The following is a 16,142-nucleotide window of genomic DNA, read 5'->3' as shown; positions in this document are numbered from 1 at the left end:
CAGAATTTATAGTTTAAATTGTCTGACTTCTTAAACACACTTCTTTCAACAAAAAAAATCTACATCTAAATGAAACACCTTTTATTGGCAACCTTCTTCCTGGCCGCCACCACCCTGGGTTTTGCTCAGGAAAAGGCCAAAAAGAGCCCTAAAGTATCCGTTGAAAATAAAGACATGAAAGTAGTATACGGCCAGCCTTCCAAAAATGGCCGCGCTATCTTCGGTACCCTGGAGCCATTCGGTAAAGTATGGCGTACCGGCGCTAACGAAGCTACTGAAATCACTTTCAACAAAGACGTGGTATTTGGTGGTAAATCCGTAAAAGCAGGTACCTATACACTCTTCACTATTCCGGATCCTAAAACCTGGACGGTTATCCTGAACAGCAAACTGGGTCAGTGGGGCGCTTACGACTACGAAAAAAATAAAGGACAGGACGTAGCCTCCGTAAAAGTGGCGCGCGAAACCCTGAAAACACCCGTAGAAAAACTGACCTTCACCCTCCCTGGAAATGCCGTAGTATTTGAATGGGATGATACGAAAGTGACGGTACCGGTTAAGTAGAAATTACGAATTGCGAATTGCGAATTACGAATGTAGAAGCGGAGAGCTAAATGTAGATTAAAGGTGATATTTATAAAAGTCATCCTAATTAATCTGCATTTTGCTCTCCGCTTCTACATTCGTAATTCGTAATTCGCAATTCGTAATTATTTAAGCAGTTCCCTTATACTACCATACACCGTATCCAGCTGTGTATCAGTAATACAATAAGGAGGAAGAATATAGAGGGTGTTGCCGAGTGGGCGGAGCATGACACGTTTTTCCCGGAAGAAGCGGTGCAGATGATCCGCAAGACTATTCGTATAGCCGTCGGCGTTGGTGGTAATTATTTCGAAGGCCAGGATGGTACCCAGCAGTCTTGGATTTTTGATGCCGGGTAGTTGCTGTAGTTCCTCCAGGAAACGGAGGTGCCGTTCGTGGATACGTTGCCGGTTGGCAGCGCAGTCGGGATGCAGAAACAGGTCCAGGCTGGCCAGCGCCATGGTACAAGCCAGCGGATTAGCTGTAAAGGAGTGGCCGTGGAATAATGTTTTCAGCTTGTCGGTAGATAGAAACGCATCATAGATTGTAGCAGTGCAGGTGGTAACTCCCAGCGCCATACTGCCGCCGGTAAGTCCTTTGGACAGACAGATCATATCCGGTGCGGTGGTTACATATTCCATCGCAAAATTTTTCCCTGTTCTTCCGAAACCGGTCATCACTTCATCAGCGATCAGCAGTATGTCATTGCCGGCGCAATATTGCAGGAGTCTGTCAAAAGAGGGTATATCGTACATCACCATACCACCGGAACCCTGCAGCAACGGTTCAAAGATGAAAGCGGCTACCTGGTCCGGTCCCAGTGCGGCAATCTCCTGAATGAGATGGTCGGTGTTCTCTGGCGTCGGCACATCAAGAAAATGTACTTCGAAAAGGAAATCATCGAATACACGGGTGAAAACACTGCGGCCGCTCACGCTCATTGCGCCGAAGGTATCACCATGATAGGCATTTTTAAAAGCCATAATTTTATGGCGGCGTTGCCCCTTGTTATCCCAGTACTGCAGCGCCATCTTCAACGCTACCTCTACGGCGGTAGAGCCGTTGTCAGAATAAAATACCCGGCTTTGTTCTCCCGGCAATATCTGCAGTAACCGTTCTGCCAGGTTCACCGCAGGCGGATGCGTATAACCGGCAAAAATACAGTGCTGTAATTCCATCGCCTGCGCAGCCAGCTGCTGCGCCATATAAGGATGCGCATGCCCATGTATATTCACCCACCAGCTGGAGGTCGCATCTATATAACTGTTGTTGTCTTCATCATATAGACAAGCGCCTTCTCCCCGAACAATCCCGATCGGCGCCGGCGCAGTCTGCATCTGTGTATAAGGATGCCATATTACACTTAGATCTCTTGAAGAGAGGTTGTCTTTTAACATGGAGCAAAAGTAGGAGTTATTTGGGGGAATAATTACGAATTACGAATTGCGAATTACGAATGAGGAGCGAAGATATAAACGAAGACCGAAGCGATATTACTATTATGTATCCGCTTCTTCGCTTAAATCTTCGCTCCTCATTCGTAATTCGCAATTCGTAATTCGTAATTATTTCAAAACATATCCGTAACCGACAACCTGTACTTCACCAGTACCCGGTACAAATCCGTTGCCTTATAGGGTTTGGGAAGTATATCCTTTACATGTAGTGCGTGGAGGCGTTCGGATACTTCGGGCATGATATCGGCGGTGAGTACTACGATGAAAGCGTTGGGCTGCAGGGTGCGGATATGTGGGATAGTTTCGTAGCCGTTCATTTCGGGCATATGGAGATCCAGCATGACGCCATCGAATTTCTGCTGTTCCATTTTGAGGATGGCATCCTTACCATTGACGGCAACGGTGGTAGTGGCGCCGGATTTGGCCAGCTGCAGCTGCATGACGCGTACATTGATTTTATTATCTTCCACGATGAGCAGGTGCATGCCTGTGAGAAATCCGGGTGGCAGCGAAAGGTCGGTCTGACGATCTGCTGCCGCTGATTCCGGCAGCTCAAAATCCAGGGTGAAATAGAAGGTGGTGCCGGCTCCTTTTACGCTGGAGATATGAATGTTGCCCTGCATCAGCTCCACCAGCCTGCGTGTAATGGCGAGGCCCAGTCCTGTACCGCCGTACTGGCGGGTCGTGGCAGAATCTTCCTGAACAAAAGTATCAAATACCTGCTCCAGCATTTCCGGTGCGATGCCCACACCGGTATCCTTTACCTTGAAGCTGATGCTGCATTTGCCACGGATGTAGGATTCCTGGTGTATCTCCAGGGTAACGGCGCCCTTGTCGGTGAACTTGATGGCGTTGTTGACCAGGTTGCTCAGTATCTGCGAAAGACGTACCGGATCGCCGGTAATCTGGACGGCCAGGTCGTGGTCTATGTTGGTGTATAGTTTGATGCCTTTGGCTTTTGCCAGCGGCTGGAAGTTGGCAGCAATATCCTGCACAAGTTCCCGCAGGTTCAGCGGAACATGTTCCAGCTCTATCTTCCCGGCTTCAATCTTGCTGAAATCGAGGATATCGTTGACAAGGCCCAGCAGATGATTGGCAGAAAACTGCAGGCTATGCAGCACTTCTTTATGATCTGCGGCAGGGTCGTCCTGCATAATGCCGGCGATGCCGATGATGGCATTGAGGGGTGTCCGGATTTCATGGCTCATCACAGAAAGAAAATCGCTGCGGCCTTTGGCGGCCTGTTCTGCGTTGACCCTGGCCTGACCAAGTTCCAGTTCAGACAGTTTCTGTTTGTCTATATCCATAATGATACCCCTGAAGTGCGTGAGGGTATCATTGGTATAAACAGGCATGCCTACGGTTTTGACCCATTTACAGGTATTTCTGGCAGAGATATGCCGCAGTTCCAGGCAGAATCTTTTCTGCTGCACCAGCAGCTGCTGGTGCGCGGCCTGGAGCAGGGGCCGGTCATCCGGATGATAGAATGCGCCGTCATCGAAGGAGGGCCTGAAGTTTTCCGGTACCTCCCGCATCTGGTAAACCTGCCGGGTCCAGTAAATTTCTCCGGTAACGATATTGAATTCCCATCCGCCTATCAATCCCATCTGCTGGGTGATGTCCAGCAGGTGAATATTACGGGCAAGGGCCGCGTTAACATGGCGTAGTTCCAGTTCATCACGTTTGCGTTGGGTGATATTCTGGATGAGCAGCAGCAGTCGTTTCGGACCAGGCTGGCTGGTCATGATCTGACTCATTTTGAGTGCGTACCAGTGGTGCAGGTTCTGACGTATGTCGGTATACTCGTAGTATTGTGGTTCTCCGGTGAGCAGGAGTGTATCAGCCATCTTGCAGAAGGCGGTGGAATGTTCGCCCATTACCTCGCTGATGCTTTTGCCGATCACTTCCTTCATGGGAATGAACAGCAGGTTTTCCTGTTTGCACCATACTTTGGTGAACACTTTGTGTTCATCCATTTCAAAAACAATATCATCCAGGGTGTTCATCAGCGCGTCGATGTCGGCAGACAACTGTCTGTTGGCAGCTTCCATACCGGCGCGGAGGGTATCGGCCTGATCGGTATACAATAAGGTAGTATAGGTAAACAGGATGGGCCGCAGCAGGGCAATGATACCGGGATCGTAACCGCCTTCCCGGTCTGCGAAGCCTATCATACCCGTTACTTCTCCTTTGCGGATCAGTGGCAGGCCGAGGAAATTACGGAAGATGGGCGTGGGGCATGCAGGCTTGCCGGCAGGGCGCTCGTCGGCAGCCGGATTGTTATTCAGCACCGGGCGGCCCGTCAGCAATACCTGTGTGGATAAGGTATGCAGCTGAATCAGGTATTGTCCGTCATCTGTGCGTGTTCCGAAGTAGGGCCGCACATCGGGATGCCGGCGCATATTACATACCGCCTTTATGCACAGGCCGGAAGTGCTGTTATTATTTTCCGGCTCACCGATAAATCCATATTCACTGCCGGTAAAAGCCGTCAGGGTTTGCAGCAGCGCTTCATTAATCTGGGAGTGGGTTTTGTATGCAGCGAAATCATCATGCAGCTGAGATATTATTTCCAGCGCCTTTTGTTCCCTGGAAACAGGGTGTTGCCATATCAATGCTTCCAATGATTCGCCGACCTTTATACTTCCAGCCTCATCGTCGGGAAAAGTGTTCGCCAGCATGGGGAAATCGTTTAATCAATTCTGAAAACCGATATGCATGGAACCCGTTGCAGGCAGGTCACGCAATACTATTGAATACAGGACAATGAATAAAGCAGGCAAGAGTTAAGGAACATAGATTACCCCATTCCGGGAAAAAATACCAGAATAATAAATTTACTAAAATTAGTCAGACTACAACAAATAAATTATTTACGCATGCCACCGTTTTTAAACAGTGCATAGGCGGTCTGGTAGGTAGCCAACCCATGTTGTAACAATGTATTGTCGGTAGCTATTGGCTGCAGGTCGTTTTTGTCCTGATTCCAGGAGAAACACTGTGCTTTTTGCTGCGGACTTAATATCACCAGTTTACCGGGTTCCAGGTAAGCGAGCTTTTGATAGGTACTCACCATGGCGCGTGGCTGATAGCCGGGAGCCAGTACATTCTGCCCGTAGAAATTACTGTTGTACGACCAATGCAGCATACCCAGCAAGGTAGGATAAAGATCTATCTGTGAGCACATGGCGGATATTTCCTGCGGTGCGGCGCCAGGCACATTATAGAGTATGCAGGGGATATGGTATTTGCTGACTTCAATTTCATTTTTACCGGCACTGCTGGCGCAATGGTCTGCTACAAAGATGATAACAGTGTTGGCAAACCAGGGTTTGGTACGGATTTTCTGCAGGAACTGTCCGATGGCATAATCCGTATACTTCACCGCACCTTCGCGGCTGCTGCCGGAAGGGATGTCAATTTTTCCGGCAGGATAGGTGAATGGGCGGTGGTTGGAGGTAGTCATGATAAAATCATAGAACTGTTTGCCTGCGGCATATTTTTCATCTGCGCTTTTAATAGCGGCATTGTAGATGTCTTCATCGCAGACGCCCCAGGCATTTTCAAACTGTACGGCGCTGTCGGGGATATGGGTACGTCTGGTGGCAATCTGGTCGTCTACGAGCCGGGAACGCAGCCTGTCAGTAATATCGTAGCCGTTGTTGCCGAAGAATTTATTCATATTATCGAAGTAGCCGTCGCCTCCGTAAAAGAAGGTGGCTTCATATCCCTGCTTACGGAAGATGCTGCCGGCGGAGAAGAGGTTTTCATTGTTTTTCCTGCGCACGATGCTTTGTCCGGGTGTAGGCGGCACCGCCAGCGTGAGGGCTTCCATACCTCTGACAGTCCGGGTGCCGGTTGCATACATGTTGGTGAACAATACACCTTCCCGGGCGATACTGTCCAGTACCGGTGTTATATTTTCCTTGTTACCGAAGCGGGCCATAAAATCGGCACTGAAGCTCTCGATGGTCACCATGATGACGTTGGGCTTTACCGGTATAGCCGTATCCGTTATACTGCGGAATATGCTCTTCCCGTTTTCCAGGTAACGGGCATCCGGTTGTTGCAGCAGCTGGCGTACCTGGGTGAAGGCGGTGTTTTCATCTTCCAGCAGGTAATATTTGTCGTACGCCAGTTCGTTGTTCAGGTAGGCAGATATGAAAGAATAGATGCCCGCTTTGGATAATTCCTGTGCGTAGCGGTTCTTGCTTTTTTCAGCCCAGGTATTACTGATAAAGAAGGCATGTGACAGCAGTAGTCCCAGCAGCGCGAGGAAGGTAGCCAGTCTTCTGCCGAAGGGCATATTGGACCGGAAGCTGCGGCGGAAATTACCGTTGCGGCTCATCAGCCAGGTCAGCAGCACCGTGCCGGCTACTACACCGCCGATCAGCCATGGTAAGGGATAAGATTGATTGATATTGCTGATCACCTCATAGGTATATATCAGATAATCCACGGCGATGAAATCGAACCGGCCGGAATATTCGCCCCAGAATGTGAATTCTGCAAAGAAGGAGAACATGACAATCATCAGTGCCAGGAAGAACCCCGTATAGGTAAAGATGCGGTTGAAGAGCGTGTTGTTGAGCCGCTGCGGCAATACCAGCAGATAAAGCGCATAGGCAATGGTAAAGAACAGGGAAACGCCTGCGTCGTATATAAATCCTTTTGCAAATACAGGGAAAATATTGGCAGCGGTCATGCCCGACTGGGGAAATGCCCATATCAGCAGCGCAGCACGAACTAAGAAGGATAATATCAGGTAAAGGGCAATAAAGCCAAAGAGAACGGCGTACCGGTTTTTGACAGATTTCATCAGCTGTTTTCAGATTGAGGCGCAAAGGTAAAGAGAATTGACTATTTAATTATTTGAGATTTTGTGCAATGGATCATTTTCCCTGAAGTGAGGAGATTTATAGATTTTGGGATTTACGGATTTTGGGATTTACGAATTTTTAAATGCGGCAAAGATCTTCGCGAAGATATCCGCTGCATTTAAAAATTCGTAAATCCACAAATCCGTAAATTCCAAAATCAGCAGTAGAGTCCGTTAATTCTCAAATAAAATTTGTTTTATTATGAAAAACCAAAAATCACAGGGTTTCGTTTATATGGAAGAGGAATGAATTTCCCGGCCTTGTGCGTACATTCTCACGGAACCCGGCCTAACCCGTTTGAATGCCCTGCTAACCTTCTAAACGATGCTACACCTGCTATTTCAGTATTAACCTGTTCTTTAACCGGCGTGATGATGACCGGACTGATGTTTTGCTAATCTTTAAACAACGGAGATTTGAACGACAAAGAAACCAGGGAGCTGTTCGATCTGATGGATCGGGTTCCCAATGCTAAGCGAGTAGCGATTGAATACCAGCGGCTGATCCGTCAGGGAAAGATAGATCGCGGGAAGGATGTTACGGATGCCGGTGCGGGATGGCTGGCAGTAGAGGATGAGCTGGTGCGCGAAGATGATATCAGGCCTTATAACTACCGGGTGGTGGCTGCCTGTATTGCCATTATGATGTTTGCTCTTTGCCTGTTCGGTTTCCTGCACAGCAGGCAGGAACGGGAAAACAGGGCGATAAGGGAACATCAGCAGCAGCTGGCACATATGAACCAGCCGGCTTTACCCGATGCGGTGAGCAACTGGTCGGTACATGTATTCCACAACGCTACCATGCAGGAAGTGGCTGAACTGATGCCCCGCTGGTTTAATACCCCCGTAGTACTGGACGACCCGGCAGTGGCCCGTAAACTCTTTACCGGCGCTATGGATAAGGCTCAATCCCTGGAATCATTTCTGCAGGTGCTGCAATATACGACCGGGGTACGGTATTATTTCCAGGATCAGACCCTGCACCTGGCTTTACAGTTGCCATAGGCGGCAGACATGCGGCCATGTATTTATGCCTTACATGTACCGCGATGCCTTTGCCGCTATTTTGGGGAACGGTAAACAATTATGGTCGAAGGATATGGCTGTCTATACTCATCATAAATTGCTTCAGCGCTGTTTCCGCCTGCCACAGTTCTTTTGACTTATACCAGTAAACAAACGCTTCCTGCCTGCTCCCAGCAGGGATTTCCGCCTGCATAGTCTCAAATTCATCCTCCGGGAACCGGTGATGGGATTTGATCAGCTCTGCTGCCATATGGGGATATTCCCGCCTGGCCTCCAGAAATTTTGTACGTGCCAGCTCTTTTCTGCCCAGTTTAAAACAAGCCAGGAAAGAACAGAAAGCAGTTTCCATCGTCCTTTTTCCGGCCGGTAACGCGTTATACCAGTCCATATATGCCTCATACTGCTGCAGATGCAGGTAACATGCCGGCAACATGGCGCTTACGTCCGTGTCGTCGCCCTTGTTAATGCGCAGCAGGTAATTGATTTTCTCCAGCGCCTTATCATACTGCTGTTCCCGGATATATGCGGCACATACCGCATGAAAAGAGCGCAGAAATGGCCGGTTCTCAATAATACACCAGTACACCTCATCCAGGTTCGTATCGAAACAGGGCGGGATCGCTTCCAGACAGATACTGTGCGCCCTGTGTATCAGCGCATCTCCTTCTATGCTGCGGCCGGACCTGTTCAGTATCAGTCCCAGCGTCAGCAATGCATCTATACTGCCGGTACCGCATACCATGATAATCTTCCTCAACATCCGCTCCGCTACAATCATCCGGCTGTCCATCAGCTCCATGGCTGTCAGCAGCTCCTTGTAAAAGCTGACAGTGTTGTCCGGCTGAACAAACGTCCATGAATCACCTGTTTTTATAAGTGCTGGTTGCCGTAGCATATACGCAGGGTTTATTGTCCTGTTGCAAGATTAAGCAATTGAAAAGTGTGAATTGTTAATTACATCTTAACGCCGGAAAAAAGTTCCGGCTGCCGGCGGACAAGCAGCGGGCTAAACCGCTTCAGAGGCCCGCCTGTAGCATAGAACAGCCGGGAATAACAGGCATGCCTGTACTTTACGGCATCCTTTCTTACGGCATATTTTACAGAAAATAATGGCTTTTTATAGCGAGGTAGGCGTGAGGCCGGTATATTTCCGGATATCGTTAGCCAGGTGCGCGTGATCGTAATAGCCGTTTTCAAAGGCAATGGTCTGCATACTTACTCCCGGCGTCATATTTTTTATCAGGTGGTGCACATGCCGGTATCTTACAATATTGGAGAAGGCTTTGGGAGAAACGCCGGTAAATTTCATAAACTGCCTTTCCAGTTGCCGGGGCGTAATAAAATGGCGACTGGCCAGATCGGCTATCTTCACCAAACCATGTTGCTGCTGTATATCCTGTGTAATGGCAATCAGCCGGGAAGCTGCATTGGTCAGGCGATGCAGGAAATACTGGTCCAGCTGTGCCGTGAAATCGCTGCCGGCCTTATGCAACAGCGGCACCAGTTCCTGGGCAAACGGAATACAGTTGTCCGTAGCCTCCTGCAGATGCAGGTCATAGAATGCGGCGAAGCCGGCGGGTTTGAAACGGATACCTGTCAGCCTGGTATCTGCCTGCATCACCGGAACGGAATACTGCGTCATGGTGCCTACGAGATAAGCCCTGTCTGTAAGCATGCCGGCGCCGCCATCGGTGTCAGGTACTTCATTGCCCAGGTTGCAGATAATATCTACACAACCGTCAGGCAGTATTCTGCTCTGCTGCGCCTGCCGGGTATGCACGCTTACTGTCCAGTAGGCGTCAATAAAAGAGGTGAGCGCTATGTGCGGAGTATACTGCTGGTACATACCGTGTGTATCGTTTGAAAAATAAAGTTACGCTTTCGGTTCCATTTACAACATGCCGTAGCGCCGGTTATCGCGGCAGACCGCTGCATTTCAAATCTCAGATAACCAGATAGTAAAATAATAAAATGATTATCTGATATTTTCTTTCAGAGATAAATGCGAAATTTATGCTGCTGAAATTTTGTTATGAAAGCTGCTGCTGATAAGCAGAAATTACAGCCGGATAAACCGTCATGATTGTTAAACTGAAAATGCATTAACATGGAGATATTTGTAAGAAAGGCCACTATAGCAGACCTGGAAGTACTACTGGCATTTGAGCAGGGCATTGTTGCGGCAGAACGCCCGTACGACAGCACCCTGAAAGAAGGCAACATTCATTACTATGATATTGCGGAGATGATTGCGGCAGAAGATACAGAAGTGGCTGTAGCAGTGGCAGGAGAAGAGATCATAGGATCCGGTTACGCCCGGCTGGAAAATGCCAAACACTATCGTAAGCACCTGCAACATGCTTATCTTGGCTTTATGTTTGTTCGCCCGGAATTCAGAGGGCGGGGCGTTAACACCTTAATCCTGGCAGCATTGAAAGAGTGGGCCTATCTGAAGGGCGTCACAGAACTGTGCCTGGATGTATATCATAACAACGAAGCAGCCGTGAAAGCTTATCTGAAAGCAGGATTCAAGCCCAGCCTGCTGGAAATGCGACTGAGCCTGAATGATGATCCTACCTGGCTGGCACAATAAATTATTCCTGCGGCTGCTGACGGATCAGCTGCCAGGCTTTCGTCATAGCCGCATCTTCCTGCCGGAGAATATCTGCTGTATGCACGGCTACCGGATAATCCGGCATAACGCCTCGCGCGGTATGTACGCCGGTATCTACGGCATTGAAATACTGCTGTAAAGGCACGGTGAGCATCAACCCGGTAGGCTTCAGTCTTACAGAGGGCATCATACCGCTGTTATTACCCTGGTAACCGCCGCCTGTTTCTTCCCCGATCAGCACGGCTTTTTTGTTGCAGGATAGAATGGCGGCTGCATCTGCGCAGGAAGACATGCAGAAACCATTAATCAGCACATACGTCTTCCCTGTAAAAGGATGCGCTGCGGGAAACTGCATCGTGTAATAATTAAACTCCGACGTTATTTTTGACTTCTTCCAGAGATAGCTGCTGTCACGCTTTTCGGGTTTGCGGTAGAATAATCTTGCAAAACCTTTTATCTGCCTGGCAATATCTTTTGTGACTTCAATACGATCCCAGTACCGGAAGGGTTTATCAAAGAAATGCCGTGTGAAATAGACGGCATTGTTATCGGTGCCGCCGGTATTGTCGCGCAGGTCTACAATCAGCTGCTGCACTTTTTGCTGCTGCAGCTGCAGGAACACGCTGTCTATAAATTTCCTGAAATGCTGACCGCTTTTTTTGATGTCGGTAGCGGCAAAGGAATGTATGGTAAGTATGCCGGTTTGCGCTGTCATCCTGAAGTCCAGGGTTTTACGGTAAGATGGCTCCTGCAGGAAGCCGTCGCGGGCAAGGGTCTGAAATGCCGCGCCGGGTATCGTAACTGTCTGTTGTGTACCGGTGCTCACCGTAAAGGAATCTGTTACCGCTATCATAGACCGGTACCAGGAGGGGAACTGCGTATCCAGCGCGCGGTATTTCAACGTGAGATTATGCCCGTCCGACGGAATGGCTGGTAGCAGCAACGCAATAATGGCAGCCATGCTTTTACCATTGATAGCTGTTATTTCTGTACCCGGCGCCAGTTCCCGGCTGCCGCTGTAGTTGGCGGTAACAAAGGCTTTTTCGTTTTCAATATGCAGTTGCAGGGGCAGCAGGTTGCTGCCGCTGTTCAGGTACCGGGTATATCCGGGCGAGAGGGAGAGGGCGGTATGCAGGCATCCGATTTTTGCTACAAATGGTTTTATCTTGTGATAAATTTCCAGTTCATCCAGTGAATCTTTGCGGATAGTAGCCTTGACACTGTCCAGGTATTTATCAAGCGCAGCTTTGTTGTTATACCGGTAGTAACCGGGATGGCTGTCTGCCAGCTCTTTGTGCATGTCGTCAATCAGCGAGGTAACCGCAGCACGCGCATACCGCTGCTGTACCGGCGGTGCATGACGTTGTGCAATAGTTGTCAGGGGAATACTACAGGAAAGGAGCAGGGATAATGCTTTCATTTTTTTTTGCGGGGAAGATAAAGACAGCGGTTGTTAAGAAGGTGTGAATTGGGATTTTGTTTGCAACGTATAACCTCTGCCGTTAGTTCAGACAAAACGGACGATACCTGTACAGAAATGAACATATTGAACTATTTTCAATGTGTAAAGTTTTTATTTTTAGTCACGGTGCTGAATGGCATTTTATTCGTACCAGCTTTATCATGATTATACACTATCTCCGCACGGCTATACGTAGTCTGCTTAAGAGCAGGACTTACAGCTTTCTCAATATCTTCGGGCTGATGATCGGCATCACCTGTGCCGGTGTTATATTCCTGTGGGTGGAAGATGAGTGGATGTTTGACAGCGTGCATGAAAAGAAGGATCAGCTGTATGTAGTGCGGCAGCATTGGAATTACAACGGGTCCATACGTACTTTTCAATCTTCGTCTGCACTGATGGGGCCAGCCATACAGCAATCTATTCCTGGTGTGGCAGCCACCTGCCGCTCTACCGAAGAGCCTATCACGCATCTCTTCAGCTATAATGGTCATCATCTGTATGCTACCGGCGCATTTATGGACAGCACCGCCTTCACCATGTTTACCTTTCCGTTTGTACAGGGAACCGCTGCACAGGCGTTTACGCAACCTTATGCGATAGTGCTGACGGAAAAGGGAGCCAGGAAATTTTTCGGGGAGGAAAAAAATGTGATCGGGAAGATGGTGCAGATGGATAACCGGCAAACATTCCAGGTAACCGGTATCATTAAAGATCATCCGGATAATTCTTCCTTCCGGTTTGAATGGGTAGCGCCATTTCCTGCCTACTTTCATCAAAGGGCATGGATGAACAGCTGGGATGCCAATGCTGTCAGCACCTATGTGGAATTGCAGGCAGGTACCGATACTGCCGCGGTAAACAGGGAAATGCAGGCAGCCGTAAAGAGAATATTACCACAGGCCATTGTATCGCCATTTTTATTCAGCATGAATGACTGGCGGCTGTACAATAATTTCGAGAATGGTATACAGACGGGTGGGCGTATTGCGTATGTGCGGTTGTTCGGGGTCATTGGGTGGATCATCATATTAATTGCCTGCATTAACTTCATGAACCTGGCAACCGCCCGCAGTGAGGGCCGTTCCAGGGAAGTGGGTGTCAGAAAGGTGCTGGGTGCAGGCAGGAGGGGACTGATATTCCAGTTTGCCGGAGAAGCGCTGCTGTTATCAGCTGTTGCCATGCTACTGGCCATCGTTGCTATATACCTGCTGCTGCCGGCATTTAATGCCATGGTAGGAAAGCATATCCTGCCGGATGTACTGAAGCCCACACACCTGCTGGCAATAGTTATGATCACGCTGATATGCGGACTTACTGCCGGCAGCTATCCATCCTTCTACCTCTCGTCTTTCCGGCCGATAGCAGTACTGAAAGGCCGGATGCAGCAAGGCGGCGGGGAGCTGTGGATCCGCAAAGGGCTGGTCATCACGCAGTTTACTATCTCTATCGTGCTGATCATCTCCACTATGGTTGTCTTTCAACAGTTACAGCATATACGCAACAGGAATCTGGGATATGACCGGCATAACCTGATAGAACTGAAAGCAGAAGGTGCTATTGCTAAAAATTATGAGGCTGTCCGCCAGCATCTCCTGGCTACAGGCGCAGTAGAGAACGCGGCCTTGTCTGACCATGAAACAATATACGGCGGTAACAATACAGCTGCTTTCAGCTGGCCCGGAAAACCGGAGCAGGAGCATGTATTGATATCGCATCGGAATGTAAGCCCGGATTTTATTAAAACATCCGGCATGAAGATCCGGGAGGGCCGTGATTTTATGCCAGCGGCAGCGAGTGATAGTTTAAGTGTTATCATCACCCATTCGCTCGCAAAGGTCATCAGTAACAAGAGTGTTATCGGCATGTCATTCATGGCGCCTGAATGGGATGACAGTGTAAAGATTTATACAATTGTCGGTGTGGCGGAAGATTTTGTGTATGGAGATATGTACGGAAAGCCGGACCCTGTGGCGTTTTTCAGCCGTACCAATGATCCGGTGTTTATGTATGTACGTATTGCTGCCGGTGTGGGTACAGAAGAGGGTATTCGTAAAATCCGCGCGGTCATTGAGCATGATAATCCCGATTATCCTTTTGCCTTTAAGTTTGTAGACGAGCAGTTCAATGCCATGTTTACGAATGAAGTGCTGATGGGGAGGTTGTCCCGTTTATTTGCAACGCTGGCGGTAATTATTTCCTGCATGGGATTATTCGGACTGGCTGCTTATACCGCCGAGCGCCGGACAAAGGAAATCGGTATCCGCAAGGTGCTGGGCGCAGGTATTCCGTCCATTGCCGGCCTGTTATCCGGCGAATTCCTGCAGCTGGTGCTGATTGCTGCCGTTGTAGCGTTTCCGCTGGCATGGTGGATGATGAGTACCTGGCTGAGTCAGTATGCCTACAGGATATCGGTACAGTGGTGGATATTTTTGCTGGCAGGTTTGCTGGCGGTGGTCATTGCCGTACTTACCGTCAGCTACCAGGCTATCCGGGTGGCGTTGATCAATCCTGCCAAAAGCCTCCGGTCTAATTGATTACAAAAATGGTACATTTGGTTTTCCTTAATGTAAAACCGTCTCAACCAAATTTGTATGATGAAAACACCTGTTGCCGGCCGTTTCCTGGCGATCTATTCCGTTATTGTTACCATCGCCCTGGCTATGAGTTTAATGGCTTTCAGAAATCTGCATGAATCATTTGAAGAGATCAGCGTGAAGCGGATTAACATTGTAGATGATGCCGGCCGGAGCAGACTTGTTATATCCAACCAGGAGAAAATGCCACCGCCGGTTATCGGCGGTAAAACGTATAAGCGGGCAGTAGCTCCTGCCGGCCTGGTATTTTATGATGAGAAGGGCAATGAATGCGGTGGTATCGCTCTTTCCGCCAATGAGAAGCTGGGCATGCGCGCGCTTGCTTTTGACTACAGCAATGCCGACGCTATAGGCCTGTTTTCCAGGGAAGATAAAGATGGCAGCAATTATGAAGCGGCGCTGGTCATCAATGACCGGGGGCCGCTGGATAAAATCGGCAATAATCAGAACCGGATCATCCTGCATACCGCCAACGGTAAAGCCGGGCTGACATTCAACGGACCTGACGGCAGGGCGCGGCTGCGTATCGGCGTAGACAGCACCGGTAACCCCGTTTTTGAAACGCTGGATGCAAAGGGCGTAGTCACCAAACGCTTTGCCACCGCGAAAAAATAGCGTACTAATGAAATTCTAATTTTTTTCTAAATGCTTTCTAACGGCTCCTGTGAAGGGGCCGTTTTAATTTTGCATCGTCAGCAAACATTATTCACTATGGACACAGGACCCGCACGTATAACGCGTTACCCGATATAGTCATCACTGTTTTAAGTGGTGACTGCTGTATCCCATTTAAAACAGGTATTATGACATTATTTGAATTCACCACACGTCTCGGACTGGCTTTCCTGCTGGGCGCCTGCATCGGTATTGAGCGGCAGTGGCGGCAGAAGAGCGCCGGACTGAGAACCAATACGCTGGTGTGCATAGGGGTGGCGGCTTTCCTTTGCCTGTCCATCCGTATCGGCGGCGATGCCGTAGGCCGTGTTGCTTCCTATATCATCAGCGGTATCGGCTTTCTGGGCGCGGGCGCTATCATGAAAGACGGCATCAATATACAGGGGCTGAACACCGCCGCTACTATCTGGTGCTCTGCTGCCGTTGGCTCCCTGGCCGGTTTTGGCCTTTTCGGCGAGGCTGTTATCACCAGCGCCATTGTTATCCTGACACATATGCTCCTGCGTCCGCTGGGTGTAGTGCTGGGCAGCTTCCCGATGAAACGTGCCGCCGCCCCGCAAACGGAATATCTCTTTACCATCAAGTGCCGCGAGAAAGTGGAAAATCATATCCGCATCCTGCTGATGCAGTACCTGAGCAACGACGAACACCTGTTGCTCCGCTCACTGACCAGCAGCGATAACGGCGACCCGCAGAACGCCATTATCACCGCGGAAATAATTGCCGCCACTCCGCAGGATAGTCTCATGGAAAGAGTGGCCGGCCGGCTCACCATAGAAAAGGACGTGATGAAAGTAAAATGGGAAGTAACCGGTCAGCAAAACGATGTATAACCCTTCAAAGAATG

Annotated in this window: 12 protein-coding genes; 6 read left to right on the top strand and 6 right to left on the bottom strand. The window is 49.2% G+C overall.

Annotated elements, in window-relative coordinates:
• Positions 1 to 69: 69 nt before the first annotated feature.
• Positions 70 to 564, top strand: a complete 495-nt coding sequence (locus GWG06_RS19390; RefSeq protein ID WP_160715306.1) for a DUF2911 domain-containing protein — start codon at positions 70 to 72, stop codon at positions 562 to 564.
• A 146-nt stretch (positions 565 to 710) separates the two neighbouring features.
• Here the strand turns inward: GWG06_RS19390 and bioA are convergent, their stop codons facing one another.
• From bioA to GWG06_RS19375, 3 genes are all read right to left on the bottom strand, one after another.
• Positions 711 to 1,982, bottom strand: a complete 1,272-nt coding sequence (gene bioA / locus GWG06_RS19385; RefSeq protein WP_127036762.1) for an adenosylmethionine--8-amino-7-oxononanoate transaminase — start codon at positions 1,980 to 1,982, stop codon at positions 711 to 713.
• A gap of 173 nt (positions 1,983 to 2,155) precedes the next feature.
• On the bottom strand, positions 2,156 to 4,723 hold the full coding sequence (locus tag GWG06_RS19380) for an ATP-binding protein (RefSeq protein WP_160715304.1): 2,568 nt from the start codon (positions 4,721 to 4,723) through the stop codon (positions 2,156 to 2,158).
• 188 nt (positions 4,724 to 4,911) lie between these two features.
• Entirely contained in the window at positions 4,912 to 6,861 is a 1,950-nt protein-coding gene (locus GWG06_RS19375; protein WP_160715302.1) for an LTA synthase family protein, read from the bottom strand.
• Between the two features lie 477 nt (positions 6,862 to 7,338).
• Between GWG06_RS19375 and GWG06_RS19370 the strand changes: the two genes are divergently transcribed.
• Entirely contained in the window at positions 7,339 to 7,926 is a 588-nt protein-coding gene (locus GWG06_RS19370) for a DUF4974 domain-containing protein (protein ID WP_127036756.1), read from the top strand.
• Positions 7,927 to 8,005: 79 nt separating this feature from the next.
• Here GWG06_RS19370 and GWG06_RS19365 read toward each other — a convergent pair whose 3' ends face one another.
• Positions 8,006 to 8,842 (bottom strand): hypothetical protein, encoded by an 837-nt coding sequence (locus tag GWG06_RS19365; RefSeq protein WP_127036754.1) that lies wholly within the window; start codon positions 8,840 to 8,842, stop codon positions 8,006 to 8,008.
• A gap of 222 nt (positions 8,843 to 9,064) precedes the next feature.
• Positions 9,065 to 9,793 carry an AraC family transcriptional regulator gene (locus tag GWG06_RS19360; RefSeq protein ID WP_160715300.1) on the bottom strand — a complete coding sequence of 243 codons (729 nt, stop codon included), beginning with the start codon at positions 9,791 to 9,793 and terminating at the stop codon, positions 9,065 to 9,067.
• A gap of 261 nt (positions 9,794 to 10,054) precedes the next feature.
• On the opposite strand from GWG06_RS19360, the gene GWG06_RS19355 reads away from it, so the two are divergent.
• Complete coding sequence (locus GWG06_RS19355; protein ID WP_127036750.1) at positions 10,055 to 10,540, top strand: GNAT family N-acetyltransferase; 486 nt, start codon at positions 10,055 to 10,057, stop codon at positions 10,538 to 10,540.
• A gap of 1 nt (position 10,541) precedes the next feature.
• Here GWG06_RS19355 and GWG06_RS19350 read toward each other — a convergent pair whose 3' ends face one another.
• Positions 10,542 to 11,981 (bottom strand): S41 family peptidase, encoded by a 1,440-nt coding sequence (locus GWG06_RS19350; protein WP_160715298.1) that lies wholly within the window; start codon positions 11,979 to 11,981, stop codon positions 10,542 to 10,544.
• A gap of 203 nt (positions 11,982 to 12,184) precedes the next feature.
• On the opposite strand from GWG06_RS19350, the gene GWG06_RS19345 reads away from it, so the two are divergent.
• From GWG06_RS19345 to GWG06_RS19335, 3 genes are all read left to right on the top strand, one after another.
• Positions 12,185 to 14,560: an ABC transporter permease gene (locus GWG06_RS19345; protein WP_160715296.1), complete on the top strand. Its 2,376-nt coding sequence runs from the start codon at positions 12,185 to 12,187 to the stop codon at positions 14,558 to 14,560.
• A gap of 57 nt (positions 14,561 to 14,617) precedes the next feature.
• Entirely contained in the window at positions 14,618 to 15,235 is a 618-nt protein-coding gene (locus tag GWG06_RS19340) for a hypothetical protein (RefSeq protein WP_160715294.1), read from the top strand.
• A gap of 188 nt (positions 15,236 to 15,423) precedes the next feature.
• Positions 15,424 to 16,128, top strand: a complete 705-nt coding sequence (locus GWG06_RS19335; protein WP_127036740.1) for an MgtC/SapB family protein — start codon at positions 15,424 to 15,426, stop codon at positions 16,126 to 16,128.
• Positions 16,129 to 16,142: the final 14 nt, after the last annotated feature.

This window comes from Chitinophaga solisilvae (assembly GCF_009928525.1).
GTDB classification, from domain to species: Bacteria; Bacteroidota; Bacteroidia; order Chitinophagales; family Chitinophagaceae; genus Chitinophaga; species Chitinophaga solisilvae.
Note: the sequence above shows the minus strand (reverse complement) of the source record. Positions and strands in the feature narration are given on the sequence as shown.

Coding starts and splice junctions, on each gene's coding strand:
- GWG06_RS19390 (WP_160715306.1), top strand. CDS start 70: ATGAAACACCTTTTATTGGCAACCTTCTTCCTGGCCGCCACCACCCTG.
- bioA (WP_127036762.1), bottom strand. CDS start 1,982: ATGTTAAAAGACAACCTCTCTTCAAGAGATCTAAGTGTAATATGGCAT.
- GWG06_RS19380 (WP_160715304.1), bottom strand. CDS start 4,723: ATGCTGGCGAACACTTTTCCCGACGATGAGGCTGGAAGTATAAAGGTC.
- GWG06_RS19375 (WP_160715302.1), bottom strand. CDS start 6,861: ATGAAATCTGTCAAAAACCGGTACGCCGTTCTCTTTGGCTTTATTGCC.
- GWG06_RS19365 (WP_127036754.1), bottom strand. CDS start 8,842: ATGCTACGGCAACCAGCACTTATAAAAACAGGTGATTCATGGACGTTT.
- GWG06_RS19360 (WP_160715300.1), bottom strand. CDS start 9,793: ATGTACCAGCAGTATACTCCGCACATAGCGCTCACCTCTTTTATTGAC.
- GWG06_RS19355 (WP_127036750.1), top strand. CDS start 10,055: ATGGAGATATTTGTAAGAAAGGCCACTATAGCAGACCTGGAAGTACTA.
- GWG06_RS19350 (WP_160715298.1), bottom strand. CDS start 11,981: ATGAAAGCATTATCCCTGCTCCTTTCCTGTAGTATTCCCCTGACAACT.
- GWG06_RS19345 (WP_160715296.1), top strand. CDS start 12,185: ATGATTATACACTATCTCCGCACGGCTATACGTAGTCTGCTTAAGAGC.
- GWG06_RS19340 (WP_160715294.1), top strand. CDS start 14,618: ATGATGAAAACACCTGTTGCCGGCCGTTTCCTGGCGATCTATTCCGTT.
- GWG06_RS19335 (WP_127036740.1), top strand. CDS start 15,424: ATGACATTATTTGAATTCACCACACGTCTCGGACTGGCTTTCCTGCTG.